General features: G+C 69.1%; 21 protein-coding genes, 3 pseudogenes and 1 riboswitch. Of the genes and pseudogenes, 9 read left to right on the top strand and 15 right to left on the bottom strand.

Annotated features, from left to right (window positions below):
• Nucleotide 1 precedes the first annotated feature (1 nt).
• The 4 genes from AMK25_RS06280 to AMK25_RS06265 all read right to left on the bottom strand — a co-directional run bounded on the left by AMK25_RS06280 (nt 2) and on the right by AMK25_RS06265 (nt 3,644).
• A complete protein-coding gene (locus AMK25_RS06280; RefSeq protein ID WP_073827196.1) occupies nt 2-928 on the bottom strand; it encodes a proline dehydrogenase family protein in 927 nt (308 codons plus the stop codon).
• A 92-nt stretch (nt 929-1,020) separates the two neighbouring features.
• The gene (glyA, locus tag AMK25_RS06275; protein ID WP_073827195.1) at nt 1,021-2,289 is read right to left on the bottom strand and encodes a serine hydroxymethyltransferase; all 1,269 of its coding nucleotides are present in this window, start codon (nt 2,287-2,289) and stop codon (nt 1,021-1,023) included.
• Nucleotides 2,290-2,295: 6 nt separating this feature from the next.
• Nucleotides 2,296-2,673: a glycine cleavage system protein GcvH gene (gcvH, locus tag AMK25_RS06270; protein WP_064447286.1), complete on the bottom strand. Its 378-nt coding sequence runs from the start codon at nt 2,671-2,673 to the stop codon at nt 2,296-2,298.
• A 32-nt stretch (nt 2,674-2,705) separates the two neighbouring features.
• Entirely contained in the window at nt 2,706-3,644 is a 939-nt protein-coding gene (locus tag AMK25_RS06265; RefSeq protein ID WP_274534154.1) for a glycine cleavage T C-terminal barrel domain-containing protein, read from the bottom strand.
• On the opposite strand from AMK25_RS06265, the gene AMK25_RS06260 reads away from it, so the two are divergent.
• Both AMK25_RS06260 and AMK25_RS06255 read left to right on the top strand, forming a co-directional pair.
• Nucleotides 3,545-4,537 (top strand): cytochrome d ubiquinol oxidase subunit II, encoded by a 993-nt coding sequence (locus AMK25_RS06260; protein WP_274534153.1) that lies wholly within the window; start codon nt 3,545-3,547, stop codon nt 4,535-4,537. The two genes, AMK25_RS06265 and AMK25_RS06260, sit on opposite strands and share 100 nt — an antisense overlap.
• Entirely contained in the window at nt 4,534-5,304 is a 771-nt protein-coding gene (locus AMK25_RS06255; protein WP_043325455.1) for a hypothetical protein, read from the top strand. The genes AMK25_RS06260 and AMK25_RS06255 overlap by 4 nt, the downstream gene beginning before the upstream one ends.
• 345 nt (nt 5,305-5,649) lie before the next feature.
• Here the strand turns inward: AMK25_RS06255 and AMK25_RS06250 are convergent, their stop codons facing one another.
• Entirely contained in the window at nt 5,650-8,127 is a 2,478-nt protein-coding gene (locus AMK25_RS06250) for an ATP-dependent Clp protease ATP-binding subunit (RefSeq protein WP_069088804.1), read from the bottom strand.
• 600 nt (nt 8,128-8,727) lie between these two features.
• Between AMK25_RS06250 and AMK25_RS06245 the strand changes: the two genes are divergently transcribed.
• Nucleotides 8,728-9,426, top strand: a complete 699-nt coding sequence (locus AMK25_RS06245) for a DUF1345 domain-containing protein (RefSeq protein WP_198937459.1) — start codon at nt 8,728-8,730, stop codon at nt 9,424-9,426.
• 87 nt (nt 9,427-9,513) lie between these two features.
• Here AMK25_RS06245 and AMK25_RS06240 read toward each other — a convergent pair.
• From AMK25_RS06240 to AMK25_RS33195, 3 genes and pseudogenes are all read right to left on the bottom strand, one after another.
• A pseudogene (locus tag AMK25_RS06240) lies at nt 9,514-10,761 on the bottom strand (IS3 family transposase).
• A 96-nt stretch (nt 10,762-10,857) separates the two neighbouring features.
• The gene (locus AMK25_RS06230) at nt 10,858-12,051 is read right to left on the bottom strand and encodes a low temperature requirement protein A (protein WP_158070659.1); all 1,194 of its coding nucleotides are present in this window, start codon (nt 12,049-12,051) and stop codon (nt 10,858-10,860) included.
• A gap of 274 nt (nt 12,052-12,325) precedes the next feature.
• On the bottom strand, nt 12,326-12,829 hold the full coding sequence (locus AMK25_RS33195; protein ID WP_073827194.1) for a DUF892 family protein: 504 nt from the start codon (nt 12,827-12,829) through the stop codon (nt 12,326-12,328).
• Between the two features lie 871 nt (nt 12,830-13,700).
• On the opposite strand from AMK25_RS33195, the pseudogene AMK25_RS06220 reads away from it, so the two are divergent.
• The 4 genes and pseudogenes from AMK25_RS06220 to AMK25_RS06205 all read left to right on the top strand — a co-directional run.
• Nucleotides 13,701-13,802: pseudogene (locus AMK25_RS06220) on the top strand (helix-turn-helix domain-containing protein); the annotation flags it as partial.
• A 136-nt stretch (nt 13,803-13,938) separates the two neighbouring features.
• Nucleotides 13,939-14,687 (top strand): annotated as a pseudogene (locus AMK25_RS06215) (ABC transporter ATP-binding protein).
• A gap of 150 nt (nt 14,688-14,837) precedes the next feature.
• Nucleotides 14,838-15,122 carry a hypothetical protein gene (locus AMK25_RS06210; RefSeq protein ID WP_143194696.1) on the top strand — a complete coding sequence of 95 codons (285 nt, stop codon included), beginning with the start codon at nt 14,838-14,840 and terminating at the stop codon, nt 15,120-15,122.
• Between the two features lie 345 nt (nt 15,123-15,467).
• Nucleotides 15,468-16,724 (top strand): PP2C family protein-serine/threonine phosphatase, encoded by a 1,257-nt coding sequence (locus tag AMK25_RS06205; RefSeq protein ID WP_051611149.1) that lies wholly within the window; start codon nt 15,468-15,470, stop codon nt 16,722-16,724.
• A gap of 30 nt (nt 16,725-16,754) precedes the next feature.
• Here AMK25_RS06205 and AMK25_RS06200 read toward each other — a convergent pair whose 3' ends face one another.
• Nucleotides 16,755-17,564 (bottom strand): SigB/SigF/SigG family RNA polymerase sigma factor, encoded by an 810-nt coding sequence (locus AMK25_RS06200; protein WP_069088806.1) that lies wholly within the window; start codon nt 17,562-17,564, stop codon nt 16,755-16,757.
• Between the two features lie 179 nt (nt 17,565-17,743).
• Nucleotides 17,744-18,193, bottom strand: a complete 450-nt coding sequence (locus tag AMK25_RS06195; RefSeq protein WP_051611151.1) for a MarR family winged helix-turn-helix transcriptional regulator — start codon at nt 18,191-18,193, stop codon at nt 17,744-17,746.
• 194 nt (nt 18,194-18,387) lie between these two features.
• Between AMK25_RS06195 and AMK25_RS06190 the strand changes: the two genes are divergently transcribed.
• Both AMK25_RS06190 and AMK25_RS06185 read left to right on the top strand, forming a co-directional pair.
• Complete coding sequence (locus AMK25_RS06190; protein WP_052166232.1) at nt 18,388-19,053, top strand: NAD(P)-dependent oxidoreductase; 666 nt, start codon at nt 18,388-18,390, stop codon at nt 19,051-19,053.
• A 107-nt stretch (nt 19,054-19,160) separates the two neighbouring features.
• A complete protein-coding gene (locus AMK25_RS06185) occupies nt 19,161-19,385 on the top strand; it encodes a hypothetical protein (RefSeq protein ID WP_043325461.1) in 225 nt (74 codons plus the stop codon).
• A gap of 347 nt (nt 19,386-19,732) precedes the next feature.
• Here AMK25_RS06185 and AMK25_RS06180 read toward each other — a convergent pair whose 3' ends face one another.
• From AMK25_RS06180 to AMK25_RS06160, 5 genes are all read right to left on the bottom strand, one after another.
• Nucleotides 19,733-19,993, bottom strand: coding sequence for a hypothetical protein (locus tag AMK25_RS06180; protein WP_030275063.1), 261 nt, complete (start codon nt 19,991-19,993; stop codon nt 19,733-19,735).
• A gap of 5 nt (nt 19,994-19,998) precedes the next feature.
• On the bottom strand, nt 19,999-20,187 hold the full coding sequence (locus AMK25_RS06175) for a Fe-Mn family superoxide dismutase (RefSeq protein WP_082931188.1): 189 nt from the start codon (nt 20,185-20,187) through the stop codon (nt 19,999-20,001).
• 223 nt (nt 20,188-20,410) lie between these two features.
• A complete protein-coding gene (cobF, locus tag AMK25_RS06170; protein ID WP_030275065.1) occupies nt 20,411-21,190 on the bottom strand; it encodes a precorrin-6A synthase (deacetylating) in 780 nt (259 codons plus the stop codon).
• Entirely contained in the window at nt 21,187-24,786 is a 3,600-nt protein-coding gene (gene cobN / locus AMK25_RS06165) for a cobaltochelatase subunit CobN (protein WP_073827193.1), read from the bottom strand. Before cobN ends, cobF begins: the two co-directional genes overlap by 4 nt.
• Nucleotides 24,783-25,427 carry a (2Fe-2S) ferredoxin domain-containing protein gene (locus AMK25_RS06160; RefSeq protein WP_013476143.1) on the bottom strand — a complete coding sequence of 215 codons (645 nt, stop codon included), beginning with the start codon at nt 25,425-25,427 and terminating at the stop codon, nt 24,783-24,785. Before AMK25_RS06160 ends, cobN begins: the two co-directional genes overlap by 4 nt.
• A gap of 90 nt (nt 25,428-25,517) precedes the next feature.
• A riboswitch (cobalamin riboswitch) is annotated at nt 25,518-25,698 on the bottom strand.
• Between the last annotated feature and the right edge of the window lie 24 nt (nt 25,699-25,722).

The raw sequence follows: 25,722 nt of genomic DNA, 5'->3' as shown, positions 1-25,722 counted from the left end.
CTCAGTCGGCGGCGCCAGGCTTGAAGGATCGAGCCAGGAGGAGCAGGTTCGCGGGCTTCTCGGCAAGCCTGCGGGTGAAATATGCGTACCAGTCCTGTCCATACGGCAGATACACCCGCACGCGGTACCCCTCCCCCGCAAGCCGCCTCTGCTCGTTGGCGCGGATGCCGTACAGCATCTGGACCTCGAAATCGGTGGTGCTCCGGCCACCGGCGCGGGCGAGCCCGATGGCGCTGTCGATCAGGCGGGGATCGTGGGTCGCCACCATGGGATAGCCCTGGCCCTGCATCAGGATCCGCAGGCACCTGTCGAATGCCTCGTCGATCTGACGCCGTCGCGTATATGCCACTGACGCCGGCTCCGCGTAGGCTCCCTTGACCAGGCGCACCCGGCTCCCTGCGTACGCGAGGCGCTGGCAGTCCGCCGGGGTACGGTGCAGGCACGCCTGCAGCGCCACGCCCACCCAGGGAAATTCGGTACGCAGTTCGTCCAGCACGGACAGCGTCAGCTCAACCGTGGTGTGATCCTCCATGTCGAGGGTCACCGTGGCGCCGGCGGCAGCCGCAGCGGCACAGATGTCGCGCGTCAGCCGATACGCGTGTCGGCGACCGTCGTGGGGCAGCGCGCTACCGAGCGCCGACAGTTTCACCGACACCTCGGACGTACCGGGCATCCGCATCTCGGAGAGCAGGCTGAGATACGCGTCGCGTACGGCGGCAGCCTGCTCGACTGTCGTCGTTCCTTCGCCGAGATGGTCGATCGTCACCCGCATCCCGGATTCGACGATGCGCCGCGCCACTGCGATCGCCTCATCGTTCACCTCGCCGGCAACGAACCGTTGCACCACACCCCGGGTCAGGGGGGATCCGGCGACGATTCTCCGGAGTCGGTGACTGCCGGCCGCCAACAGCAACAGCTTGTTCGGCAATTGGGGTCCTTTCTCGGGGCTGCCGTCGCCCTCAGGCAGCAGAGCGTGACGAAGCGATCTACCACCCGCGGAAGCTCGGGTTCCCCGTACGGTCAGGAGGTGTGGCCGGGATGGAGGGGGTGCCGATCGACGAGGCGAGCCACCCGCGTGCGTAGCGACGTGTCAGCCTCCCTGGCGGTCAGAGCAGCGGCGATGATGTCGGCCACCTCCATGAAGTCCGCTTCGGAGAACCCTCGGGTGGCGAGACCGGAGGTGCCGATCCGTAGCCCGGAGGTGACCATCGGCGGGCGGGGGTCGAACGGCACGGCGTTACGGTTGACGGTGATCCCGACGCCTTGCAGCAGCCGCTCCGCCTGCGCGCCATCGAGATCCGCGTGGCTCAGGTCGACCAGCACCAGGTGCACGTCGGTGCCTCCGCTGACCACCCGGATGCCGGCCTTCGCGACCTCGGCGGCGCAGAGACGATCAGCAACGATCTTCGCTCCGGTCAGGGCTCGCCGCTGCTGATCCTGGAACTGTGGTTCTCCGGCGATCCGAAAGGCCACCGCCTTCGCGGCCACGACATGCGCCAGCGGACCACCTTGCTGGCCTGGGAAGACCGCCGAGTCCAGCCTCCGCGCGAGATCGGTGTACGCGCTGAGGATGGCGCCGCCCCGAGGGCCGCCGAGGGTCTTGTGCGTGGTCAGGGTGACGACATGGGCGTGAGGCACCGGGTTGGGATGCAGGCTGGCCGCGACCAGCCCGGCGAAATGGGCCATGTCTACGAGCAGGTATGCACCCACCTGATCGGCGATCCGCCGGAATCGGGCGAAGTCGAGCGTTCGAGGGTAGGCCGACCAACCGGCGATGAGCAGCTTCGGCCGATGCTCGCGCGCCAGTTCTTGGACCTCATCCATGTCGATCAGGTGGTTCTCGGCGCCTACCCGATAGCTCACGGCCCGGTACAGCCGCCCCGAATAGTTGATGCGCATGCCATGGGTCAGATGACCGCCGTGAGCGAGGTCGAGCCCGAGGATGGTGTCACCCGGCTGGATCAGAGCAGCCATCACGGCGGCGTTCGCCTGCGATCCGGAATGCGGCTGCACGTTCGCGTAGGTGGCGCCGAACAGCCGCTTGGCCCGGTCGATCGCCAGGAGCTCGATGTCGTCGACATGCTCGCATCCGCTGTAGTAGCGCCGCCCCGGGTAGCCCTCCGCGTACTTGTTGGTGAGGGCCGATCCCTGCGCCTGGAGGATGGCTCGGGGCGCGAGATTCTCGGAGGCGATCATGCCCAAGGTCTCGTGCTGCCGGCGTAGCTCCCGGCCGATCGCCTCGGCGACGGCGGGGTCGAGGTCGGCCAGATCATCGTCGATGGCTGCCATCGGGGCCTACCGCGACTCGTCGGAGAAGGCGCGGTACTCGTCCGGCGACATCAGGGAAGGCACCTGCGCCAACCGGACCCGCAGGAGCCAGCCTTTGCCGTACGGATCGGCGCCGATCAGGCCCGGATCGGCGATGACCGCCTCGTTGACGGCGACGACCTCTCCACTGACCGGGAGGTACAGCTCCGCGACCGACTTCGTGGATTCGACCTCTCCACACACGTCACCGGCAGTGAGCTGGCTCCCCGGCTCGGGCAGTTCCACGTAGATGACATCACCGAGCGCTTCGGCGGCGAAAGCGGTGATGCCCACTTCGGCCGGCTGAACCGAGTCGTTGACCCACTCGTGGTTGGGGCTGTACTTCAGGTGTTCCGGTACGTTCATGACGCTGAACCCTCGCAAGGAATGGCCGCGGATCACCGCGGACGACGGTAGAACGGAAGAGGGACGATCTCGACCGGCTCGGTGGTCCCCCGGACCTGCACGGCCAGCCGGATGCTGTCGCCAGTGCCGGCACGGATGCTGGCCATCGCGATCGGCCGCTTGAATGTGGGTGAAGGGGCGCCGCTGGTGATGAGGCCGACCGGATCAGCGCCGTGGCCGTCGTCGGTCAGCGTCACCACCTGCTGGCCCGCTCGGGGAATTCTCTGCCCGGACGCGACGAGGCCGACAAGCCGACGGGTGACACCGCTCTTGTGGGCCTCGGCCAGTGCGGCTCGTCCGACGAAGTCGCCTGGTTTGACGAAGGACACCACCCGCCCCAGCCCGGCATAGAACGGGGTGACGTCACGGCCGATCTCTGCGCCGTACAACGGCATTCCAGCCTCGATGCGGAGGGTGTCGCGGCACGCCAGCCCCGTGGGCGTCAAGCCGTGACGCCGACCGGCCACAAGCGCTGCTTCCCACGTGCGGACCGCGTCTTCGGCGTGTACGAGCAGTTCGAAGCCGTCTTCGCCGGTGTAGCCGGTACGAGCGACGACGGCTGGACGACCGTCGATATCCAGTAGCGCTGCGGTGTAGTAGCGAAGTCGGGTGAGTCCCGTACCGGTCAGGGCTTCCACGATGGGGGCGGCGCTCGGCCCCTGCACCGCGATGATCGCCCGCTCGTTCGTGCGGTCGGCGGCCCAGGCCGCGTAGTCCGCACAACGGGTCCTGATGGCCTCATAGACGACGCGTGTGTTGATGGCGTTGACGACCAGCAGGTACCGGTGCGATGCGAGGCCGGCCGATGACCGTCGTCGACGTCCTGCTCGGGGTGCTGCTGGCCGGTCTGACGCTCTACACCCTGCTCGCCGGCGCGGACTTCGGCGCCGGGATCTGGGACCTCCTCGCCGGCGGGGCGCGCCGCGGCGCAGCCCGCCGGGAACTGATCGCGCACTCGATCGGCCCGGTGTGGGAGGCCAACCACGTCTGGCTGATCCTGGTGATCACCCTGTTCTGGACCACCTTTCCGCCCGCGTTCGCCGCGTTCGCCTCCACCCTTTACATCCCGCTGACCCTGGCCGCGCTGGGCATCATCGGTCGTGGCGCGGCCTTCGCCTTCCGCAAGGCCAGTCACACCCTCACCGAGCAACGCCTCTACGGCGCCACCTTCGCGCTCTCCTCGGTGGCCACCCCTTTCTTCCTCGGCTCGATCGTCGGCGCAGTCGCCTCCGGTCGCGTCCCGCCCGGCATCGCCGAGGGTGACATCTGGCGCAGCTGGCTCAATCCCACCTCCATCTACGGGGGACTGCTCGCGATCGGCGTGTGCGCGTACCTCGCCGCGGTCTACCTCATCCACGACGCGCGCCGCGCCGGTGCCGCCGACCTGGTGGCCCAGTTCCGCCGCCGCGCCCTGGTCACCGGCATAGTGGTGGGCGTCGGCGCGGCGGCCGGGCTGGCCGTCGTCGCCGCCGACGCGCCGGACCTTTTCGCCGATCTTCGGGGCCGGGCGCTCGCCCTGGTGCTGCTCTCGTTCGCCGCGGGGCTCGGGTCGCTGGTGCTGATCGCCACCGGCCGCTACCGGGCGGTGCGGGTGACCGCGGCCCTCGCGGTCGCGGCCGTCCTCTGGGCCTGGGGCGCCGCCCAGTACCCAGACCTGCTGCCGCCCGACCTGACCGTCACCGAGGCGGCCGGTGATCCCACCGTGCTCGCCACGGTGCTCGCCGTCCTCGCGGTCGGAGCGCTGCTGCTGGCGCCCTCCCTGCTCTGGCTGTTCGGCATCTTCCAGCGCTCCAAGCCGGCCGCCGGCAACCCACCGCCCCGGTGACGCTCACCCGGGCGGGCAGCCTGTGGGCGGCGCTGGCGGCGGCGGTGGCGCTGGGAGCCCTGCACCTTCTCGCGCCGGCCATCCGCCGGAGACTGCCGGTGCCCACCCACGCGGCGACGTCCCTCGGTGGCGGCATCGCCGCCGCGTACGTGTTCCTCTACCTGCTGCCGCGCCTCGCGGAGGGCAACCAGGCGGTGGCCCACGTCCTGGAGGAGGAGATCAGGCCCACCCCGGCCCGCGGATTCGTGCTGTTCCTCGTCGCGCTGGTCGGCTTCTTCACGTTCTACGCCCTGGAACGTGTCACCCACCGCTCGCAGCAGCGCCGGCAAGAGGCCACCCGGCTGGTCTTCGGGTTCCAGCTCGGCTTCTTCGCCCTGTACAGCGGCCTGATCACGTACACCCTGGCGACTAAGCTGGACGCGGGGCTCGGGCCGGCGGTGCTGTTCGCCGTCGCCATGGGGCTGCACGTGCTGGCCACCGACGGCGTCCTGGCCGAGCACTTCCCGGTCAGCCTCACCACCGGGTGGCGCCTCGTCCTGGTCGCCGGCGCCGCCGGCGGCTGGGTGACCGCGGTCGCCGTCCAGCCCACCGGCGTGCTGATGAACGTGCTCACCGCCTTCCTGGGTGGCGGGATCCTGCTCAACATTTTCGTCGACGAACTGGCCCCCGAAAGGCACTCCAGCTTCACCTGGTTCACCATCGGCCTGGCCGCCTACTCCGGCCTGCTCGCCTTCGCGACCTTCACCACCGACGTCGGCGCTGCCTGAGGACGATCACCGGCCGCCTCCAGATGGCCAGCCGGTGATGGCGGCCGGTTGTCAGCGACTGACCGTCACGTCGACCGTTCCGGCGCTCACGGTGCCGTCGTTCAGTGGGGTGCAGCGGATGCCGCCCGTGCGGCGCAGCGCCTTCTACGCATTGGGGGCCGATGGCGACGTCCTTCAGGCACAGGGGGTTGGCCGGGCGGTTGTTCCGCAGGCTGACCGGCCTGCGCCGGCGTCGTCGTCAAGCCCTCCCAGCACGGCCGCGGTTTGGATGATCTGCTGCAACAACTCGCCGGGGTGGAGCCCCCGGGACACACCGCGACGGCTCGCCGAGCTGCTCGTCGGGTGTCACGTGCCAGCCGGTACGGCGGCGGGCCGGACCGAGAGGTCGAGCTCGCCGCCGACGACGTTGACCTCGATGGTGTCGCCCGGATTCGCCCCGTCATCGAGCAGCAGGGTCGACAGCCGGTCTTCCAACTCGCGCTGGATGCTGCGCCGCAGTGGCCGCGCCCCGTACTCGGGCTGGTAGCCCCGGTTGGCCAGCCACTGCGTGGCGTCCGGGCTGATCTCGAGGTTGATGTTCTGTGCGTGCAACCGACGGCGGGTGCGGTCCAGCAGCAGGCCGGTGATCTCAAGGAGCTGGTCCCGGTCCAGGCCGGTGAAGACGATGATCTCGTCGATCCGGTTGAGGAATTCCGGCCGGAACCGCTGCCCCAGCAGCCCCATCAGTTCCTCGCGCTGGTCGTTGACCGGACGCCCTGCCGCCTGCGCGGCCAGAATGCGGTCCGCGCCGATGTTGCTCGTCATGATCAGGATGGTGTTGCTGAAATCGACCGTGCGGCCCTGCGCGTCGGTGAGGCGACCGTCGTCGAGCACCTGCAGCAGTGCGTTGAACACATCCGCATGCGCCTTCTCCACCTCGTCGAAGAGCAGCACCGAGTATGGCCGGCGCCGGACCGCCTCGGTGAGCTGACCGGCCTCCTCGTACCCGACGTAGCCCGGGGGCGCTCCGACCAGCCGGCTGACCGTGTGCTGCTCCTGGAACTCGCTCATGTCGAAGCGGATCATGCTGGACTCGTCGCCGAAGAGCGCCGCGGCGAGGGCTCTGGCCAGTTCGGTCTTGCCGACGCCGGTGGGTCCGAGGAAGAGGAACGACCCGTCGGGTCGCTGGGGGTCACTCAGCCCGGAACGCGATCGGCGTACGGCGGCCGCCACAGCCCGTACGGCCTCGTGCTGGCCGACCACGCGCTCGTGCAGTTGCTCCTCGATGCGCCTCAGCCTCTGCTTCTCCACCTCCGTGAGCTGGGTGACGGGAACACCGGTACGGCGGCTGACCACCTCGGCGATGTCGCTCATATGCACCTCGGGCACCGGAGGCGTGCCCTCCTGCGCCGCCGCCAGGTCCCGCTCGGCCGCACCGATCTCGGCTTTCAGCGCACCCGCGCGTTGATAATCCTCGTTCGCCACCGCGCTGTCCTTCTCCCGGCGCAGCTGGGACAGCCGCTTCTCGATCTCCTTCTTGTCCGGAGCGGGTGTGCGGGAACGAAGCCGGACCCGGGCCCCCGCCTGGTCGAGCAGGTCGATGGCCTTGTCCGGCAGAAACCGGTCGGTGATGTAGCGGTGGGACAGTTCAGCGGCGGCGTCCAGCGCTTCGTCCGTGTAGCGCACCTGATGGTGCGCCTCGTACCGGTCACGTATGCCCTTGAGGATCGCGACGGTGTCCTCCACGCTCGGCTCCGACACCAGGATCGGCTGGAACCGGCGCTCCAGCGCAGGATCCTTCTCGATGTAGCGACGGTACTCGTTCAGTGTCGTCGCACCGACCACGTGCAGTTCGCCGCGGGCCAGGGCGGGCTTGAGCATGTTGCCGGCATCCATCGCCCCCTCGCCACCGCCGCCCGCGCCGACAACGGTGTGCAGTTCGTCGATGAAGAGGATCAGCCCGTCCTCGCCCGACGTCACCTCCTGGATCACGTTCTTCAGGCGCTCTTCGAACTCACCGCGGTACTTGGTGCCCGCCACCATCCCGGACAGGTCGAGTGCGACCACACGCCGGTTGGCCAGGGTTTCGGGCACCTCGTCGTTGACGATGCGCTGCGCGATGCCCTCGACGATCGCCGTCTTGCCGACGCCCGGCTCGCCGGTGAGCACCGGATTGTTCTTCGTACGCCGGGAGAGCACTTCGATCGTGTCGTCGATCTCGTCATCACGGCCGACGACCGGATCGAGCCGACCGGCCCGGGCGTCCTCGGTGAGGTCCCGCCCGTACTGGTCAAGGGTGGGGGTGCTGCTGGCCCCGCGCCCGTCGGCACCGCCCGCCGGCGGCGTGGGCCCGGTGACGGCCCCACCGAGCGCCCGCAACGCCCGGCCCGCGGTCGTCTCCGGGTTCGCGGCGATGCCGAGCAGGAGGTGTTCGGGGCCGATGTACGTCGCGCCGGACCGTCGCGACTCGCGGTGCGCGTCGAGCAGGGCGCGCTTCGCCGCCGGCGCGAGCGGAGGCGTGTCCTCGCGTGGCCTGCCCTTGGGGACGGCCGACTCTATCTGGCGGGCCAGGTCGTCGGGGTCGGCGCCGCTCGCGCCGAGCATCCGGCGGGTGGGGTCGGCCTGGGCTGCGGCCCACAGCAGGTGCTCGACATTGAGGTACGGGCTGCCCCACTCCGTAGCCTGCTCGGCTGCCCGTTGCAGCAGTTGCCGCGACTCGGTGGAGAGCAGCCGGGACAGGTCGACCCGCTCCACCGGACGTCCCGCGAACGGATCTCCCCCGAAGAACCGACTGATCAAGTCGTCCAAGGAGCCGCCAGGGATGCGGAACGCGTCGAGCGACATCTCATACCCTTTCTGCCGGTGGGGTGGGTCCTCGGCACAGGCCCACCTGAACGCTACGCACCTTTCGCCCACAGAGTTGGCCTTATGGGTTTCTGGGGAGGCCAGGGTTTGTACTCGCTGCGGGTGCAGGGCAGCCACTGAGGGTGGTTGTCGCGGAGGTCGCACCGGAGCGTCCCAGGCGCTGGGCCCCGTCGGCGCCTGCGGCCTGCCCACCATCGGATCGGCGCCTTGACCGGCAGGCCGGGAGGCGCGGGACCCCGGTACCCGCGGACCCTGCGGTCTGCCCTCACGAGCGCTGCGTTGTTACCGGTGGACTTGACCCAGGCGTCCGGCAGGCGTCCGAGTTTGGCCATCGGCGGGGGACCGACTTGCGCTCAGTGTTCCGACAGCACCACGCTCTCCGCCGTCTTGCGCCCCAGACATCTCCGCCGAGTTCGGGCGGCGAAGGCGTGATCGAAAGGCGGCGGTGTACTTGCGGTCGCGGATGAGGAACCCTCCCCGCAGCACACCGGCCACCCCGCCCCACCCTCGATGCGGCCCGATCCGGTGATGGCTCCGGGTTTCCGCTGGCCGGCCCGGTTGATCCGGAACGCTGAACGGGTGGAGCAGCGATCGGGACGTGCGCCGGGACGCCTGCTGTCCGTCAGGCGTGCGCTGTGGTCGTTGGCCGCCGGTGTCGTCGCCGGCACGGCCACCGCGCTCGTCGGGGCGTCGGAGCTGACGCCGCTGGTGGTCTGGACGATCGCGGCGGGCACGATCCTCGTTTGGGTGTGGCGGGCCTGCTGGTCGGCGAGCCCGAAGCGTACCGAGCAGCTTGCCGAGGCGGAGCAGCACTCCCGTTCCACCGACTCGGCGATCCTGATCGCGTCCGTTGCCAGTCTCGCCGCCGTGGCCGAGGCGCTCGTGCGCGCCTCGAACCAGCATGACGCAGTGGCAGTCACGCTGGTGATCCTCAGCGTCATCGCGGTGGTCCTGGCGTGGGCGCTGGTGAACACGGTCTTCGCGTTGAAGTACGCCCGGCTGTGCTACCGCGACGACGGCGGTGGCATCGACTTCAAGCGGGAAGATCCACCGGCGTACGCCGACTTCGCGTACATCGCCTTCACGGTCGGCATGTCCTATGCCCCGGGCGAGAACGAACGACGAGTAACCACATGCGCCGGATCGCGCTCGGGCACGCACTGCTCTCGTACACCTTCGGAACCGGCATCCTGGCCGTCGCCGTTAACCTGGTCACCAACCTTGGTCAGTCATGACCCACGAGCGTTAGAAGCAGGACTGTCTCGCTACAGATCTTGAAAGGCCAGGTTTGTCCGCTGTGGCTCGGTGTGTCGGCGTGAGCTTCGCCGATGATCGTTGTATGAACCGCCCCGGGTTTGATAGCGGCTAGATGGGTTGGGACTTCGGCTGGTCCAGCCGGTGTTCGGTGGGATCGTAGAGGGCTTCGAAGGCGGCTGGTGGTAGGTCCGCCGCGCCGCTGTGCGGGCGGCGGTGGTTGTACCAGTCGACGTATTCCAAGGTGGCGATCTCGACGTGGTCGCAGGTCCGCCACGGCCCCCGCGGTTTGATCAGTTCGGTCTTGAACAGGCCGATCGTCGACTCGGCCAGAGCGTTATCGTAGGCATCGCCGACCGAGCCCACCGAGGGATCGACGCCGGCGGCGGCGAGGCGTTCGGTGAACGCGATCGACGTGTACTGGCTACCAGCGTCGTTGTGATGCACTAGCCCGGCCAGATCCGTGGCGCCCTGGCGGCCGCGGGCCCAGATCGCCATCTCCAGGGCGTCCAGCACGAGGCTGGTCTTCATGCTGGTCGCGGCCCGCCAGCCGACGATGCGGCGGGAGTAGGCGTCGATGACGAACGCGACGTAGACCATCCCAGACCAGGTGGGCACGTAGGTGAAGTCGGCGACCCACAGCCGGTTCGGGCGCTTCGGTGGTGAACCGGCGTTGCACCAGGTCCGCCGGCCGCATGGCGTGTTCGCCGCCGATCGTGGTGCGTCGGGTCTTGCCCCGCACCACTCCGCGCAAGCCGAGCTGGCGCATGAGCCGCTCGACGGTGCACCGGGCCACCGAGATGCCTTCTCGGTTGAGGGTCAGCCACACCTTCCGAGCCCCGTAGACGCCGTAGTTCGCCGCGTGCACCCGTCGAATCTCGCCGGCGAGCCAGGCATCGCGGCGCGTCCGGGTCGAGGGCATGCGCCGGCAGGCAGCCCGGTAGGTGCTGGCCGCGATCTGCCAGCCGTGCTCGCGCAGGACACGGCAGATCGGCTCGACGCCGAACACCTGCTTGTGCTCGTCGATGAACCTCACGAGCGTGGCTGTGGCCGGTCGAGCTCGGCCGCGAAGAAAGCCGACGCCGCCTTGAGGATCTCGTTTGCCCGGCGCAGTTCGGCATTCTCCCGGCGCAGCCGCTTCAACTCGGCCGACTCGTCCGTGCTCACTCCGGACCGCTGGCCGGCGTCGATCTCGGCCTGGCGGACCCACTTGCGCAGCGTTTCGGCGGTTCCGATGCCCAGCTTGTGGGCGACGGCGTCGATCGCCGCGTGCTCCGACTCGTAGTTCGGCCGCACCTCAGCGACCATCCGCACCGCTCGCTCACGCAACTCACGCGGATAAGGGGAAGGGCGTGACATGGCTCGATCCTCCACAAGAGGTCGGGCAGCTATCAAACCCGGGGCGGTTCAAGCCTTGTTTACGAAGTATGGCGATCCTCAGTCTGCCGCCCATGGTCAGCCCGGCGGCGTGGGTGCCTCAGCAGGCTTCCCGGCTGCCCGGCGTGCGTCGGCGACGGCGATCGCGAGCAGCACCACGGCCACTACGGTGACCACCACCAGCGGCGGGGCGAAGGCCAGCGGCACGGCGAGCAGCAGCAGGGCAGCAATGCCGAGCAGCCGGGGCCGGGACACGCGGGAGAAGACCACCCACTCCAGCAGCGTGCGGCCCGCCACGAACAGAGCCGGGCCGCCGAGCATCAACGCAAGCCAAGACTTGAACGTGTGGCCGGTGGGGTGCTTCTGCACCAGTTCATTGCCGATGGCGGCGGCGGCAACCCCGAGGATCATGAGCAGATGAGCGCTGCCGGCTACTCGGCCCAGCCTGGCGGGATTGGCCGCCGACTTGACCGCCGATCCGAACACCTCGCCCGCCCTGTAGAAGTAGATACGCCACAGCAGCACAGCGGTGATGAACGCGATCACCAGCCCAAACGTCTGCGGAAAGCGCAGGCTCCCGGACGCCTCGGTGTAGGCGATCCCGACCGCGAGGATCGTCTCCCCGAGCGCAATCAGCACCAACTGTTGATACCGATCAGCGAGATGCCCGGCAGCGGCCTCCCAAGCCAAGATGCGCTCTGGCTTTTGCCACGGCACCCACCAGCCCAGCCGCGCCGATCCGTACTCGATGACGATCGCGAGCGACCAAAGCAGCATCCTGGCCGTATCGTGGGCGACGGCACCGAGCAGCCACGCCACGGCGGACACGCAGAACCAAACCAGGATTCCCCAATAGAGGCGCTGTAACCAATGTGACCGCAACGCCACAGCAACCACCAGCGCCCGGCCGGCCTGGAGCGCGACGTAGACGCCGGCGAACATCCACGCACTGCCGCCGAACGCCTTCGGCGTGACGACGCCCAGGAGCAACACACCGAAGGCTGTCACCAGCACCATGACCTGCACCGCCAGGCGGCGGGGCTCGAAGCGCGCCGTGCTGTAAGCCGTCATTGACCAGACCCACATCAGCGGCAGGATCAGCAGCAGTGCCTGCAGTAGGCTCGCCCACCGCCCTGCACTAGAGGGGGAAGACGCCAGCTGCGACGTGCTGGTAGCCACCACCCGGTTGAGAGCAAAGACCAGCACAAGATCGAAAAAGAGTTCGACAAAACTCGCTTCCTGCTTGCTCCACTCCCCCCGGAGGAGCCTCACCCCCAAACCCCTGGCCGCACCAGCACCTTCCATGCGAGCCATTCAATGCCGAAATGCCGCCGCGCGTCGGACGATTGCGGGTATCTGAGGACTCATTCCTGAGCACGGCCCTCGGCTGGCCTAAAACTGGCTGGCCGGCGTCCCCGCCTAGCCGGCATGTGGACAGGATGATCACAGGCAAGAGCGAGAGGATGACCTCCTCATCGGACGGCTGCAGACCTTCCAGCCTCCCTGTCTCCGGAGGCTGGTAGCCCCTGTGGTGCCCGACGTAAGCTCACGCGGGCCGAGCGACGGGGGTTAGGAGTCGTACGCCCAATTCGTGGCCGTACCGTTCAATTTCAGCCGCACTCTCCTGCTTCTGGACGAGGTTGGCGTGTAGATACTGCACACACTGGGCCTCACCCATAATAATCGCCCAATCAAAAAGGGTCTTGTGTGCCGCAATGGTGAGGTATAGGAACCGAATCAGAGTATCGACTGCGAATTGATCAACGAGGTCGACTGAGGGGTTTGTGCGTACGAAGCTTTCAAATCGCCCATACATGCCTTCAACAGTTTCGGACCGGGTTGAAAGCGGGGAGGTGCCGAATGCCTTGGCGCAGGAGTTGATGTTGTGATTCCACTGCACACATTCCTGTTGCTTGCGCCGTACGATCTGCCCGAGATCGTCACTAACTCGATGGGCCAAGAAGTCGAGTACCCGCCGCCCGGATATCTCCATTTCACCTAGTATGCCTAGCTCATATATGAACAGGTCACGCGTCGTATTAATCGCCATGTGCTCCTCCTGACCTCGCTGGCGAGCCGCCACGGCCTACCCGTTCAGAAACCACCAAAACGCGGCAGGCAAGCCAGCAGGAAGGGTGTAAATTTGCGCATGTCGAACGAGAGGCCGAGAAGGATGAATGAGCCATCCCTGTCTGCCATCGACCCGCCCCTCCTGGGGAGCGAGCCGCCGCCCGGCCCGCCACGTCAAGCGGGCCTTGACGCGCGTACGGACGCTGTCGGAACAGACTGAGTCGGCTCTCGTGTCACGGACCGCGCCCCCGGCGGACATCGCCACAGTGGCGCAGTTGACCCAACCTTGCCCGGCACGGACCCGGCTTCCGGGGTCGGAGCTGACCACCAGCGGCCACCCCTCCCCCTCCCAGGTGAGCAGTTGACCTGACCCTGCACGGCTGCGAAGCCGGCTCCTGGACGACCGACATGCCTTCGCGCGGACACCGCCCCCAAGCTTGGAGCTTGCCGCGCGGACCCGACGCGCCCTCCCTTCGCCGCGCTGCTCAGGCGCGGCGCGGCCGGCTGCCGGCGAGAACCCCCACCACTCTCCCCGCTATCCCGTCTGTGGCGGCTCCGGGGCTCCCCGCTGTCCGCGCCAGCCGCCGGGCGTCAGGCGTGACGGCCGCAGAGCGACAGCGGCAGCGGCCGGCGCGCGCCCAGGCGGCGGCGCGTGCGGCCCGTTGCGGGCCGCCTTGAAGACGTACAGAAACTTTGAACAGCCTCGTCGGGACATCGTCGGGACATCGTTGTCGGGACATCGTCGGCACGTCGTCGGCACGTCGGCACGTCGGCACGTCTGTCCGACTCCGGTTGATGCGTTGCACGGTGGCTTCACTTGATGGGTGACACTCCGCCGAGTGCTGGTGGAGTTGAGTGTGACCGGGCAGCGCTATCGCGCAGTGCTGGAAGTTGAAGCTGGCCTGTCCGTGACGGAGGTCGCCGAACGCTTCGGCGTCTCGCGCCGGTGGGTGTGATCACCGGCGTTCTCGGCGCCCCGTACCTCATCTATCTGCTCGTCCGCACGAACCGCGCGGGAGGCTCGCTGTGACCACCGACCATTCACTGGCGGTCGAGAAACTGACCGTCGGCTAGGGCGGCCGCGTCGTCATCGAATCACTCGATCTGCTCGTCCCGCCCGGCCGGATCACCGCGATCGTCGGTGCCAACGCGTGCGGGGAATCGACGCTGCTGCGGTCGATGTCGCGGCTACTCGCCCCGCGAACCGGCCACGTCATGCTGGACGGCCGCGAAGTACACAGGATGCCGGCCAAGGAGCTGGCCCGAACGCTCGGCCTGCTCCCCCAGTCACCGATCGCGCCCGAGGGCATCGCCGTGGCCGACCTGGTCGGCCGGGGCCGCAACCCGCACCAACGCCTGCTGTCACGATGGAGCAGGGACGACGACCGGGCGGTGGCCGCCGCCCTCGACGCCACCCACATCGCCGACCTGGCCGACCGGTCGATCGACGAGCTCTCCGGGGGGCAGCGTCAACGGGTGTGGATCGCCATGGCGCTGGCCCAGCAGACCGAGCTGCTGCTACTCGACGAGCCGACCACCTTTCTCGACGTCAGCCACCAGGTCGAGGTGTTGGACCTGCTCACCGACCTGAACCTCACTCGCGGCACCACGATCGTGATGGTCCTGCACGATCTGAACATGGCGGCCCGCTACGCAGATCACCTCATCGCCCTCGCCGACGGCGGCCTGCACGCAGCAGGTGCGCCGACCGATGTGCTGACCGAGGACTGCGTCCGCGCCGTCTTCGGCCTGGACAGCCAGGTCATCCCGATCCGGTCTCCGGCAAGCCGCTGATGCTACCGATGGGCCGTCACCACATCCGGGCCGCGCAGTCGTAGGCCGACAGCGGCGCATCTCCACGTCCTGCGTTACGCCCCGGCGTCCTGCCGCGTCGCGCCGGCACCAGTTACGACACCCCATAAGATGGTTCACCTCAGCGAGGGTGATCGACTACGGTACGGGTTCGGTCGAGCGGGTAGGTGATCGGCATGGACTCAGTGCGGATGCCCTTCGGCGGTGGTGCGGACAGCGCGCCGGTCCGCCGGGCCGTCCGGGAGGTCCTCGTCGGCTGGCAGGCCACGCACGTCACCGACGACGCGCTCACCGTCATCACGGAACTCGTGCACAACGTCATCAGGCACACCGGTGCCGGGGGCAGGGTCGAGTTGACCCGCAGTCGGACGCGATCCGGATCGAGGTTTTCGACGACTCCGATCGACCACTGCGTCGCTTCGAGCCGGACCCGCACCGCATCGGCGGTCGTGGCCTGCTGATCGTCGACGCGATGGCGCGCAACTGGGGCACGAGAACCACCCCGCACGGCGAGCCCGGCAAAGTGGTCTGGGCGGAGATCTCCCTCGACCGGTCCGCCTGACCGCCCCTCACCGCGAGGCCCGGCCTGCCTCACCTGGCCGGCACCGCACCGCCACCGGCCGCACCGATGACTCGTCCCGGCGGGCCCGTGGCCTGGAGAGGCGCCCCACGGGCGGGCGAGGCGACGCTGTCCTACCCGGCTCGTGCGGGCAGGTGATAATCGACAGGTTTACACAACAGGTGGATGGTGCATCGTGTCGGCGTCACCGTCCGCGTGACGGTCGCGGCCGGAGAGAGGATCTGTCGTGATCAGTGACGCCGACCTGCCGACGGTGCCGCCCACCGGCATGCCGTCGGGGCTGGCGAATCCGGCGTCGTCGCCGACAACCGCGGAGCCGGCGGTCCTTCTCATCGAGGATGACCCCGGTGATGCGTTGCTCACCCGGGAGCTGCTGAGCGACAGCGGAATCAGCAACCGGTTCACCCAGGCGAGCAGCCTGAAAGAGGCCGCGGCCGCGCCGACGACGCCGGACTGCGTGCTGCTCGACCTGCACCTGCCCGACTGCCAGGGGCTGGAGGCGCTCGGCCGGGTGCTGCACCGATGGCCGGACGCGGCAGTGGTGGTGCTCACCGGCCTGGACGACGCGGCCACCAGAACGGCGGCTGTCGCCGCCGGAGCACAGGACTACCTGGTCAAGGGTCACATCGACGGCGCGCTCCTGGGCCGCACGATCCAGTACGCCATTCAGCGCCGACGGGCCGTGGTGACGGAGCGGCAGCTACGCGACAGCCGGATGCAGGCCAGCGAGAACACGCGGCTGCAACGGGGCCTGCTCCCTACGCCACTGGTCACCGACCCCGCGCTGGCGGTCGTCAGCAGATACGTGCCGGGACGGGGACGGTCACTGCTCGGCGGTGACTTCTTCGACCTGGTGCAGGACGAGGATCACACGCTCCACGCCGTCATCGGTGACGTCTGCGGCAACGGTCCGGATGAGGCAGCCATCGGCGTCGGCCTACGCGTCGGGTGGCGCACCCTCACCCTGGCCGGGGTGGAGAAGGCCGCCCGGATGCGGCTGCTGGAGCAGGTGCTCGTCGCCGAGCGGCCACGTGAGTCGATGTTCGCGACCGCCTGCACCATCCGCGTCGTCCCAGACCGCTCGCAGGTGATCATCGTGAGCGCCGGTCACCCCGCGCCACTGGTGATCACGCCCGGCTCGGCCGACCCCGCGCCGATCCGCCACCATCTCGGGCTGGGCATGTTCCCCGGGCGAGGTCGCTGGCAGGAGTCGGTCGTCACGCTCCCGGCGGGCGCAGGTCTGCTGCTGTACACCGACGGCGTCTACGAGGGGTTCAGCGAGGACGGAACCCGCCTCGGCGAGGAACGCTTCATAGAACTCGCCGCCACGCTGAGCACCGTCACGGAACCGGGCGACTTTCTCACCGCCCTGCTCGACAAGATCAGACGCAGCGACGACGGCCGGCACAGCGATGACACGGCCCTGCTCTACCTGACCTGGCCCGCCGGGGCGGACGCCGCGCCGATCGGCCCTGATCGGTGAAGGGCGCGGGCGCAGCCCACACTGCTCTGCTCAGACCTCGGTGAGCTGGCCGCGCAGCTTGGTCAGGGCGCGGGCGAGCAGCCGGGACACGTGCATCTGGGAGACACCGACCCGGGCGGCGATCTCGCTCTGGGTCAGGTTGCCGTAGAAGCGCAGCGTGAGGATCTTCTGCTCACGCTCGTCGAGCGTGGCGAGCGCCGGGCCCAGCGAGGCGCGCAGGTCGGCCAGCTCGTACTCGTTGTCCTCGGTGCCGAGCGTGTCGCCCAGCTCGGTGGCGCTGTCGCCGTCGCCGATCGGGGTGGACAGCGAGACCGCGTTGTACGCGCGGGCGCCCTCCAGGCCCTCCAGCACCTCTTCCTCGGTGACGTCGAGGTGGGCGGCGATGTCGGCGACGGTCGGGGCCCGGTTGAGCGTCTGGGTCAGCGTGCTGTTGGCCTCGGAGATGCGCAGCCGCAGCTCCTGGAGGCGGCGCGGAACCCGGATGTTCCAGGTGCGGTCGCGGAAGTGCCGCTTGATCTCGCCGAGGATCGTCGGGATGGCGAAGCCGGCGAAGTCGACGCCGCGCGAGGCGTCGAACCGGTCGACCGCCTTGATCAGGCCGAGCGCGGCGGTCTGGGCCAGGTCGCCGGCCGGCTCGCCGCGCCCGCTGTAGCGGGCGGCCAGGTGGTTCGCCAGCGGCAGCCACGCCTCGATGACCTGGTTACGCAGGCCGGCCCGCTGCGGGTGGTCGGCGGGCAGCGTGGCGAGCGCCGCGATCAGCTCACTGGCGCGGCTCTCCTCACCGGTCTGCGGCGCGCGCTGCACCTCGGTCGCGGTCGATGCCATGGTCATCGTGGTCATGCTGCCCTTCCCCGCCTTCGTGCGAACTGGCGCCCCAAGCACAGATGGTGAACGAACCATAGACGACACGGCAGCAAGAATCAACCGATCAGCTGATGTACAAAACCTGCCATAAGCATCAAAGCGGATTTCCCCCACCGGCGGCGCCTCACGAGTTCACAGATTGACCGCTTCGCGCCTCAACTGCCCGCTCCGGCGGCGAATCTGGTCAGCAGACGGGCGAACTGGTGCTTCTCCTCGGTCGTGAAGCCTGCCGTCGCCGCACGCAGACGGGCGTGCCGGAACGTCCGGGCCCGCTCGTGCAGGGCGACGCCGTCGGGGGTGAGGCGCACCAGACTCTGCCGAGCGTCGACCCGACCCGCCAACCGCACCACCACGCCGCAGGTCTCGGCGCGACCGACCAGGCGACTGGCAGTCGAAGGTGCAACCTCCAACGCGGTGGCGATCTGACCGACGGATGCCTCTCCGGCCGGCTCCGCTGCGATCGCCGTGACCACCAGCAGAGTGGACAGGTCGACGGATCGATTGTCGTGCTCGAGGGCCGCCGGTGTCCGGAAGAAACGGCGCAGCCGGAGCAGCGCCTCGTCGACCGCTACGAGATCCGGGTCTTCAGCCGGACGAGAGGACATGTGTGTGCGATACACACGTTGGACCGAGGAGGTGCGCGATGGATCGGATTCTCGTGACCGGTGCTACCGGCACTGTGGGATCGGTGGTGGTGCGGCACCTTCGGGCGGCCGACGTCGCGGCTGCCGCGGCGTCGGCGCATCCGCCCGCCGTTCGCGCACCGTGAGCGCCACCACTGGACAACCAGGAGCCCGTCATGAACATCGCCCTCATCGGCGGCACCGGACGCACCAACCGGCTGGTGCTGGACGTCCTCACCGATCGCGGCCACCGGGTCACAGTTCTGGTTCGGGATCCTGGCAGGCTCGGCCGCGCCGCCGACGACGCCGACGCGCGGGTGATTCGCGGGGACGTGCGCGACGTCGAGGCACTCCGGCGGCTCGTCGACGGCTGCGACGTGGTCATCTCCGCGCTCGGGCCGACCGACAAGGAGGCCGATCTGCACACCGACGCCGCGAGAGCACTGGTTGACGTCATGCGGGACGCCGGCGTGAACCGCTTCGTCGGCATCAGTGGCGCCGGTGTCGACGTGCCGGGTGACCGCAAGTCCCGCCGCGACAAGGTCATCAGCTGGTTGATCAACAAGCTCGGCGGCCCACTCGTCGCGGACAAGCCCGCCGAGCTCGCCGTATGGCGGGCCAGCGCCCTGGACTGGACCCTCGTCCGGCTGCCCCGCCTGACGGACGGCCCGGCGACGGGCCGAGTCGAGCACCATGCGAGCGAATCGACGAGCCAGACCAGCACCCGACCGTTCGACTACATCCATCGATGGTCACGATGGCGACGACGACACCAGTACCGCGCCAGAACAGCCCACTACCAGCGAAGACTCCAACTTCACCAGGTGCGGCTGGAGTACTAGGCCAGGTGGCCTTGCTGGCGGGTCCTGTGGGCCAGAGGGTGCGCCGGCGATCCTCTACCGTTCGATCGAGCGGGCCGTCAAGGTTTCAGCCCGCTCAGGGCGTTCGCGTGCAGGACCCTCAGACGAGAGGCATTGCGGACCGGAACGTCCCGGAGTGGGCCGACGCCGCGTACGAGCTGGCCGCGCTGCTCGACGTCGATGACCTGCTCGTCTTCATCCCAGGGACGATCGCCGTCGTGTGTGCCGTTCTCCTCACCGGCGACCGGGCACTAGACAGGGTTATCCGCATCGCGGCGCGTTCTGATGGCAGCAGTGGAACCGACGACGGCTAATCCTCAAGTCTGATTGGGCGCACGGCGTCGAACATCAATCATCCTGGAATACTGTCACCTGTTGCCGCCGCGGGCGGGGCATGTTCTGCCGCGACAACTCGTAGGCCCGGTTTACAGGCACAGCCACACAGACGCGATCTTCGCTGACACACACTTAACGAAGATTACGTCGAGGTATCCCAACACTCTCTGAGCCAGGTTCGCTGGGCCTGAGCCGCCCCGGGTTATGTGGAGACGGCTCTACAAGATCCGGGGCGGTTCATCCGCCGCATCGGGCCTGCCCGAGCTCGGCGGTGACGCTGCGGTTGCCCGCTGGGTTCCGCCTCCGGGCGGAACCCAGCGGACCGTCATGCCGGTTGGGACTGGACGGTGTTGGCCAAGAGTAAGGACAGCTCCCGGACCAGGTCGTCCATCGACTGGCGGCTCTGCGCCTTGACCAGGCCCAGAGCGAGATCGGCCAGGAGGTAGAAGCCGAGGGTGCGGGACTGCTCGGAGCCGAACGCCGACATCAGTTCCTCCGCGCCCGCGAGGTCACCGCGATGCTTGGCCGCGATGACCCCGGCGGCGCGTTGGACGATCTCGGCCGCCTCGGGGGTGTACCCGGTCATCCCGATCAGATCTTCGGGGTGGCGGCGCGGGCGGCGTCGAAGCGGGAGATGACGTCGGTCCAGTTGACCAGGTTCCACAGCCGGTCCACGTAGTCCGGGCGGACGTTGCGGTACTGCAGGTAGTAGGCGTGCTCCCAGGCGTCGAACACCAGGATCGGGGTTGAGCCCTGCCCGACGTTGGCTGGCGCAACCAATTAGACGCGCCCGTACTGAAACGGTCGCCGACATCCGATCATCAACGGATCACTACGCGATCTACTTACTCCGCGTGGAGCACGGCCGCTACAACGGCGATTGTAGTGAAGGAAGGCTCGGCGCAAGGCGTTAGAGCGGCACGCACAGTAACGGGTTGCGGCCAACGATCGCAGGAGTGCGTTCACGGCTGGGTGATCATCGGTGGGTCAAAGGATGTGATTCTCAGGATCGCCGCTCGAGGCTGCCGGCCCGGCGCAACAAATACGTGTCCATGACCCAGCCGCGGCTCTGTTTCGCCGCCGTCCGCCGGGACCAGATTCGGTCGGCGACCTCGTCAAGGTTGCCGGCCACCAGTTGCTCGTCGGACGAGCCGAGGTTCGCGCCCCACCAGATCCGCCAGGCCGACAGTTCGGGGAGCTGGCGACAGGTCAATGCCCCGTCGAGCAGGACGACGAGGTTGTCGTGTGTCGCCGCGTCGTGGAGCAGGCGGCGGCCGGTCGTGATGGTGATCGGGCCGCCGATTGTGTTGAGGACGAGCCGGTGGTGTGCCGCCAGCAGTTGGATGCTGCTGAGGCCGGGTACGACGTCCACGGTGATGTCGACCCGTGCGCGTTCGGCGATGCGGTCGGCCACACGGATCGCCGAGTCGTACAGGGCCGGATCGCCCCAGACGAGCACTGCGGCGTCTCCCGGGTTGTCCAGCAATGCCTGCTCGAACGCCTCGGCCCGTGCCTCGTGCCAGTCGCGTACCGCGCCGGTGTAGTCGGCCGGGCCGGCACGGTCGCGTTCCGGGTCGGGTACGTGCACGAGCCGCCAGGCGCCGGTGACGTGCCGGGCGCAGATCGCCTCGCGCATCGCGATGAGGTCGGCCGTGCCCGGGTGCTGTCCGGTCTTGTCGGCGACGAGGAAGTAGTCGGCCTCGTTGAGTGCCCGGACGGCCTGGGCCGTGACCAGTTCGGGGTCGCCCGGGCCGAGGCCGACCAGGGTGAGGCGCCGTGTCACGCCTGATCCTCCAGGTCTCCCTCGACCTCGAGGTACACGCGGGCCATCTCCGCCATGACCTCGGCGTCCGGTTCGGCCCACAGTCCACGGTCGGCGGCCTCGTTCAGCCGTTCCACGATGCCGCGCAGTGCCCAGGGGTTCGCGCGGCGCATGAACTGCTGGTTCGTCTCGTCGAGGACGTATTCGCGGGCCAGTGACTCGTACATCCAGTCGTGGACGACACCGGCGGTGGCGTCGAAGCCGTAGAGGTAGTCCACGGTGGCGGCGAGCTCGAACGCTCCCTTGTAGCCGTGGCGCTGCATCGCCGCGATCCAGCGCGGGTTGACCACCCGCGAGCGGAAGACGCGGTTGGTCTCTTCCTGCAGGCTGCGGGTGCGTACGGCGTCGGGCGTGGTGGAGTCACCGACGTACGCCCTGGGTTCGGCGCCGGTCAGCGCGCGGACCGTGGCGATCATGCCGCCGTGGTATTGGAAGTAGTCGTCGGAGTCGGCGATGTCGTGCTCGCGGGAGTCGATGTTCTTCGCGGCGACGGCGATGCGCCGGTAGTTGGTTCGCATGTCGTCGGTTGCCGCGATGCCGTCGAGGCCGCGGCCGTAGGCGAAGCCGCCCCAGGCGGTGTAGACGGCGGCCAGGTCGGCGTCGTCGCGCCAGGTGCCGGACTCGACGACCTGGAGGATGCCGGCGCCGTACGATCCGGGCTTCGAACCGAAGATCCGCGTGGTGGCCCGCCGCTGGTCGCCGTGCTCGGCGAGGTCGTGGCGGGTGTGTGCCCGCACGTAGTTGCGCTCATCGGGTTCGTCGAGCCCGGCGACGAGCTGCACGGCGTCGTCGAGGAGTTCGATGACGTGCGGGAAGGCGTCGCGGAAGAATCCCGAGATGCGCACGGTAACGTCGATGCGGGGCCGGCCGAGTTCGTCGAGGCCGATCACCTCCAGGCCGTTGACCCGGCGTGAGGCCGTGTCCCAGATGGGGCGTACGCCCAGCAGCGCCAGCACCTCGGCGATGTCATCGCCGGAGGTGCGCATCGCGGAGGTGCCCCACACGGAGAGGCCGACCGATCGGGGATGCTCGCCGGTTTCGGCGAAATGCCGGGCGACGAGGGACTCGGCCATCGCCTGTCCCGTTTCCCAGGCCAGACGGGACGGAACGGCCCGCGGGTCGACGGTGTAGAAGTTACGGCCGGTCGGCAGGACGTTGACCAGTCCGCGCAGCGGGGAGCCGGAGGGCCCGGCCGGGACGAAACCGCCGTCGAGCGCGTGCAGGACGTTGGTCAGTTCGTCGGTGGTGGCGGCCAGTCGCGGCACGACCTGCTCGGCGGCGAAGCGCAGGACGTCGCGTACCACCGGGTCGTCGTGCAGCGCGTCGATCGCGTCAGCCTGCCAGCTGGCCTTCTCCATCGCCTCGATCAGGGCACGGGCCTGCGCTTCCACGGCGTCGACGTCGGCCGCCGGGGCGTCCTCGGCAAGACCCAGCGCGGCGCGCAGGCCGGGCAGTGCCCGGTTCTGTCCGCCCCAGACCTGTGTCGCGCGGAGCACGGCGAGCACCAGGTTGACGCGTGCCTGTCCGGTCGGCGCCTGGCCGAGCACGTGCAATCCGTCGCGGATCTGTACGTCCTTGATCTCGCACAGCCAGCCGTCGACGTGCAGCAGGAAGTCGTCGAACTCCTCGTCGCCGGGCCGTTCGTCCAGGCCGAGGTCGCGATGCATTTGTGCGGACTGCATCAGCGTCCAGATCTGCTGGCGGACCGCGGGCAGCTTTGCCGGGTCCATCGCGGCGATGTTGGCGTGCTCGTCGAGCAGTTGCTCCAGCTTGGCGATGTCGCCGTAGCTTTCGGCGCGTGCCATCGGCGGCACCAGGTGGTCGACGATGGTGGCGTGCGCGCGGCGCTTGGCTTGGGCACCCTCGCCAGGATCGTTGACCAGGAACGGATAGATCAACGGCATGCTGCCGATTGCCGCGTCCGTGGCGCAGGCGGCTGAGAGCGCGGCGTTCTTCCCCGGCAGCCACTCCATCGAGCCGTGTTTGCCGAGGTGCACCACCGCGTCGGCGCCGAAGCCGTGTTCGAGCCAGCGGTACGCGGCCAGGTAGTGGTGCGACGGAGGCATGGCCGGGTCGTGGTAGATCGCGACCGGGTTCTCGCCGAAGCCACGCGGGGGCTGGATGAGGATGACGACGTTACCGGCGCGCAGGGTGGCCAGCACGATGTCGCCGTCGTCGTCGACGAAAAGCGAGCCGGGAGCCTCGCCCCAGGTCTCGGCCATGGCGTCGCGCAGCGCGGCGGGCAATCCGGCAGTCCAGCGCCGGTAGTCGTCCCGGCTGACACGCACGTGCGACTCGCTGAGCTGAGCCTGCGTGAGCCACTCCTCGTCCTGCCCACCGGCGGCGATCAAAGCGTGGATGAGCGCGTTGCCGGCCGTCGTGTCGGCATCCTCTCCCTCGACCGGGAGCAGCGGGTCGAGCCCGGGAATTGCGCCGGGTGCGCCGAGGTCGTAGCCGGCATCTCGCATCGCGCGCAGCAATCGGATCGCCGACACGGGCGTATCGAGGCCGACGGCGTTGCCGATGCGGCTGTGCTTGGTCGGGTAGGCCGACAGGACGAGGGCCACCTTGCGCTCGGCGGGCGGGACATACCGCAGTCGGGCGTGGTTGACGGCGATGCCCGCGACGCGGGTGCATCGCTCAGGGTCGGTCACGTAGCGGGGCAGGCCGTCGGCGTCGACCTCCTTGAATGAGAACGGGACGGTGATGAGGCGGCCGTCGAACTCGGGGATGGCGATCTGGGTCGCGGAGTCGAGCGGGGTGACGCCTTCGTCGGACGCCTCCCACTCGGCTCTGCCGGACGTGAGCGCCAGAGCCTGCAGCACGGGGATGTCGAGGGCGCGCAGCCGTTCGACGTCCCAGGACTCGTCGTCGCCGCCGGCGCTCGCGGTGGCGGGCCGGGCGCCGCCGGCGGCCAGGACCGTGACGACGATCGCGTCCAGGGTGGCGAGTTCGGCGTACAACTCCTCGGGCGCCGCCCGCAGTGACGAGACGTAGATCGGTACGCCGGCGGCCACGCCGGTGGTGTCGATGGCATCGGCGAGTTCGTGGGCGAACGCGTTGTTGCCGCTCACCTCGTGGGCCCGGTAGTACAGGACTCCGACGCGGGGCCGGGCGTCCGGGGCCGGCTGCCGGCTGACTCCCCACTCGGGCAGCACGGCCGGCGGTTCGAAGCCTTCGCCGGTCAGCAGCACGGTGTCGGACAGGAAGGCGTGCAGTTGGCGCAGGTTCTCCGCGCCGCCCTCGGCGAGGTAGCGGTGCGCCTCGGCGCAGACGCCGATCGGGACGGTCGACAGCCCCATCAACGCGGCGTTCGGCGTCCGTTCCCCACCGAGCACGACCAGGGGACGGCCGGTGCCGCGGATCAGCGCGGCGAGGTCGCGTACGTCCTCGGGCGAGCCGAGCACCCGCAGAACGACCACTTCGGCCTCGGTGGTCAGGGTGTCGCGGCGCTCGCCGGTGAGCCGGGCAGGGTTGGCCCAGGACCAGTCCGCGTTGCTGGCCCGCGCCGAGAGCAGGTCGGTGTCCGAGGTGGACAGCAGGGCGATACGTGTCATGTTTCTCCTTCGGTGACACGGGAGCCGAGGCGCAGGTCGCCGACCGGACGGCCGGCGCGTAGGTGCTCGCCGACGAGGCGTGCCGCGTCGCCGGGTCGCACCGGCCCGTACCAGGTGCCGTCGGGGTGCACGACGGCGACTGGTCCGTGGTTGCACGGGAACAGGCAGCCGGTCTGGGCCATGAGGACGTCGGCGTCGGTGAGCTGCTGCTCGACGAGCGCGCCCACGATCGCGCGATAGGTCTCGTCCGCGCCGCGGGCACTGCAGCGCGGGCCGCGGCACAGCAGTAGATGATGGCGGTACGGCGGCAGGGTGTCCCAGGCCGGTGAGGTGAGTGGCGCCTCGTGCCCGGTGATCGCGCGCTCGCCGAACCGGATGACCGGCGGGTCGATCTGCTGACGGTGCCAGTGGCCGGCCACGCGTCCCACCCACGAACGGGCGAAAGTCAGGTCGTCGGTGCTCACCGGTTCCAGGCGAACCTCCCGGGCGCCCTCGGCGTGCAGCAGGTCGAGCACATGGGTCAGCGTCGGCTCGCCGGCTTGCAGGAAGGCCAGTCGGGCGCCGGCTGCCTCGGCCTGCCCGCGTAGCACCGGCGACGCGGCGTCCGTCAGTGCGGTCGCGACGTGAACGAGGACGCTCACGGGGTCAGGAGCCGGTGATCCGGTGCGATCGGGACACGGGGTCTTCTTTCGTCCGGGGCCTGTGCGCGAGGCCTGGATGGGCACGTGTCGCAGACGGATCTGCGGCCAGCAGGTCTTCGGACTCGGGATCAACCGGACGGGGCGCCTTCCCAGACCGTGGGTCCAGTGGCGTCGTGCCCCGCCCGTCACCCTCACCGCTGCGCGTCAGTCCCGGATTCGCACCGGGTTCCCTGGCTCATGGCTGAGTTTGACTGGCATCACGACGGTAGCACCGACAGCCGGTGTCGCCGGGGAC

The organism is Micromonospora sp. TSRI0369 (assembly GCF_001905625.1).
Classification (GTDB): Bacteria; Actinomycetota; Actinomycetes; order Mycobacteriales; family Micromonosporaceae; genus Micromonospora; species Micromonospora echinospora_A.
The sequence above is the reverse complement of the archived record's forward strand: the minus strand, read 5'-3'. Positions and strand labels throughout refer to the sequence as shown.

Coding starts and splice junctions, on each gene's coding strand:
- glyA (WP_073827195.1), bottom strand. CDS start 2,289: ATGGCAGCCATCGACGATGATCTGGCCGACCTCGACCCCGCCGTCGCC.
- gcvH (WP_064447286.1), bottom strand. CDS start 2,673: ATGAACGTACCGGAACACCTGAAGTACAGCCCCAACCACGAGTGGGTC.
- AMK25_RS06250 (WP_069088804.1), bottom strand. CDS start 8,127: ATGTCGCTCGACGCGTTCCGCATCCCTGGCGGCTCCTTGGACGACTTG.
- AMK25_RS33195 (WP_073827194.1), bottom strand. CDS start 12,829: ATGGCGATTAATACGACGCGTGACCTGTTCATATATGAGCTAGGCATA.
- AMK25_RS06210 (WP_143194696.1), top strand. CDS start 14,838: ATGGACTCAGTGCGGATGCCCTTCGGCGGTGGTGCGGACAGCGCGCCG.
- AMK25_RS06200 (WP_069088806.1), bottom strand. CDS start 17,564: ATGACCACGATGACCATGGCATCGACCGCGACCGAGGTGCAGCGCGCG.
- AMK25_RS06195 (WP_051611151.1), bottom strand. CDS start 18,193: ATGTCCTCTCGTCCGGCTGAAGACCCGGATCTCGTAGCGGTCGACGAG.
- AMK25_RS06190 (WP_052166232.1), top strand. CDS start 18,388: ATGAACATCGCCCTCATCGGCGGCACCGGACGCACCAACCGGCTGGTG.
- AMK25_RS06180 (WP_030275063.1), bottom strand. CDS start 19,993: ATGACCGGGTACACCCCCGAGGCGGCCGAGATCGTCCAACGCGCCGCC.
- cobN (WP_073827193.1), bottom strand. CDS start 24,786: ATGACACGTATCGCCCTGCTGTCCACCTCGGACACCGACCTGCTCTCG.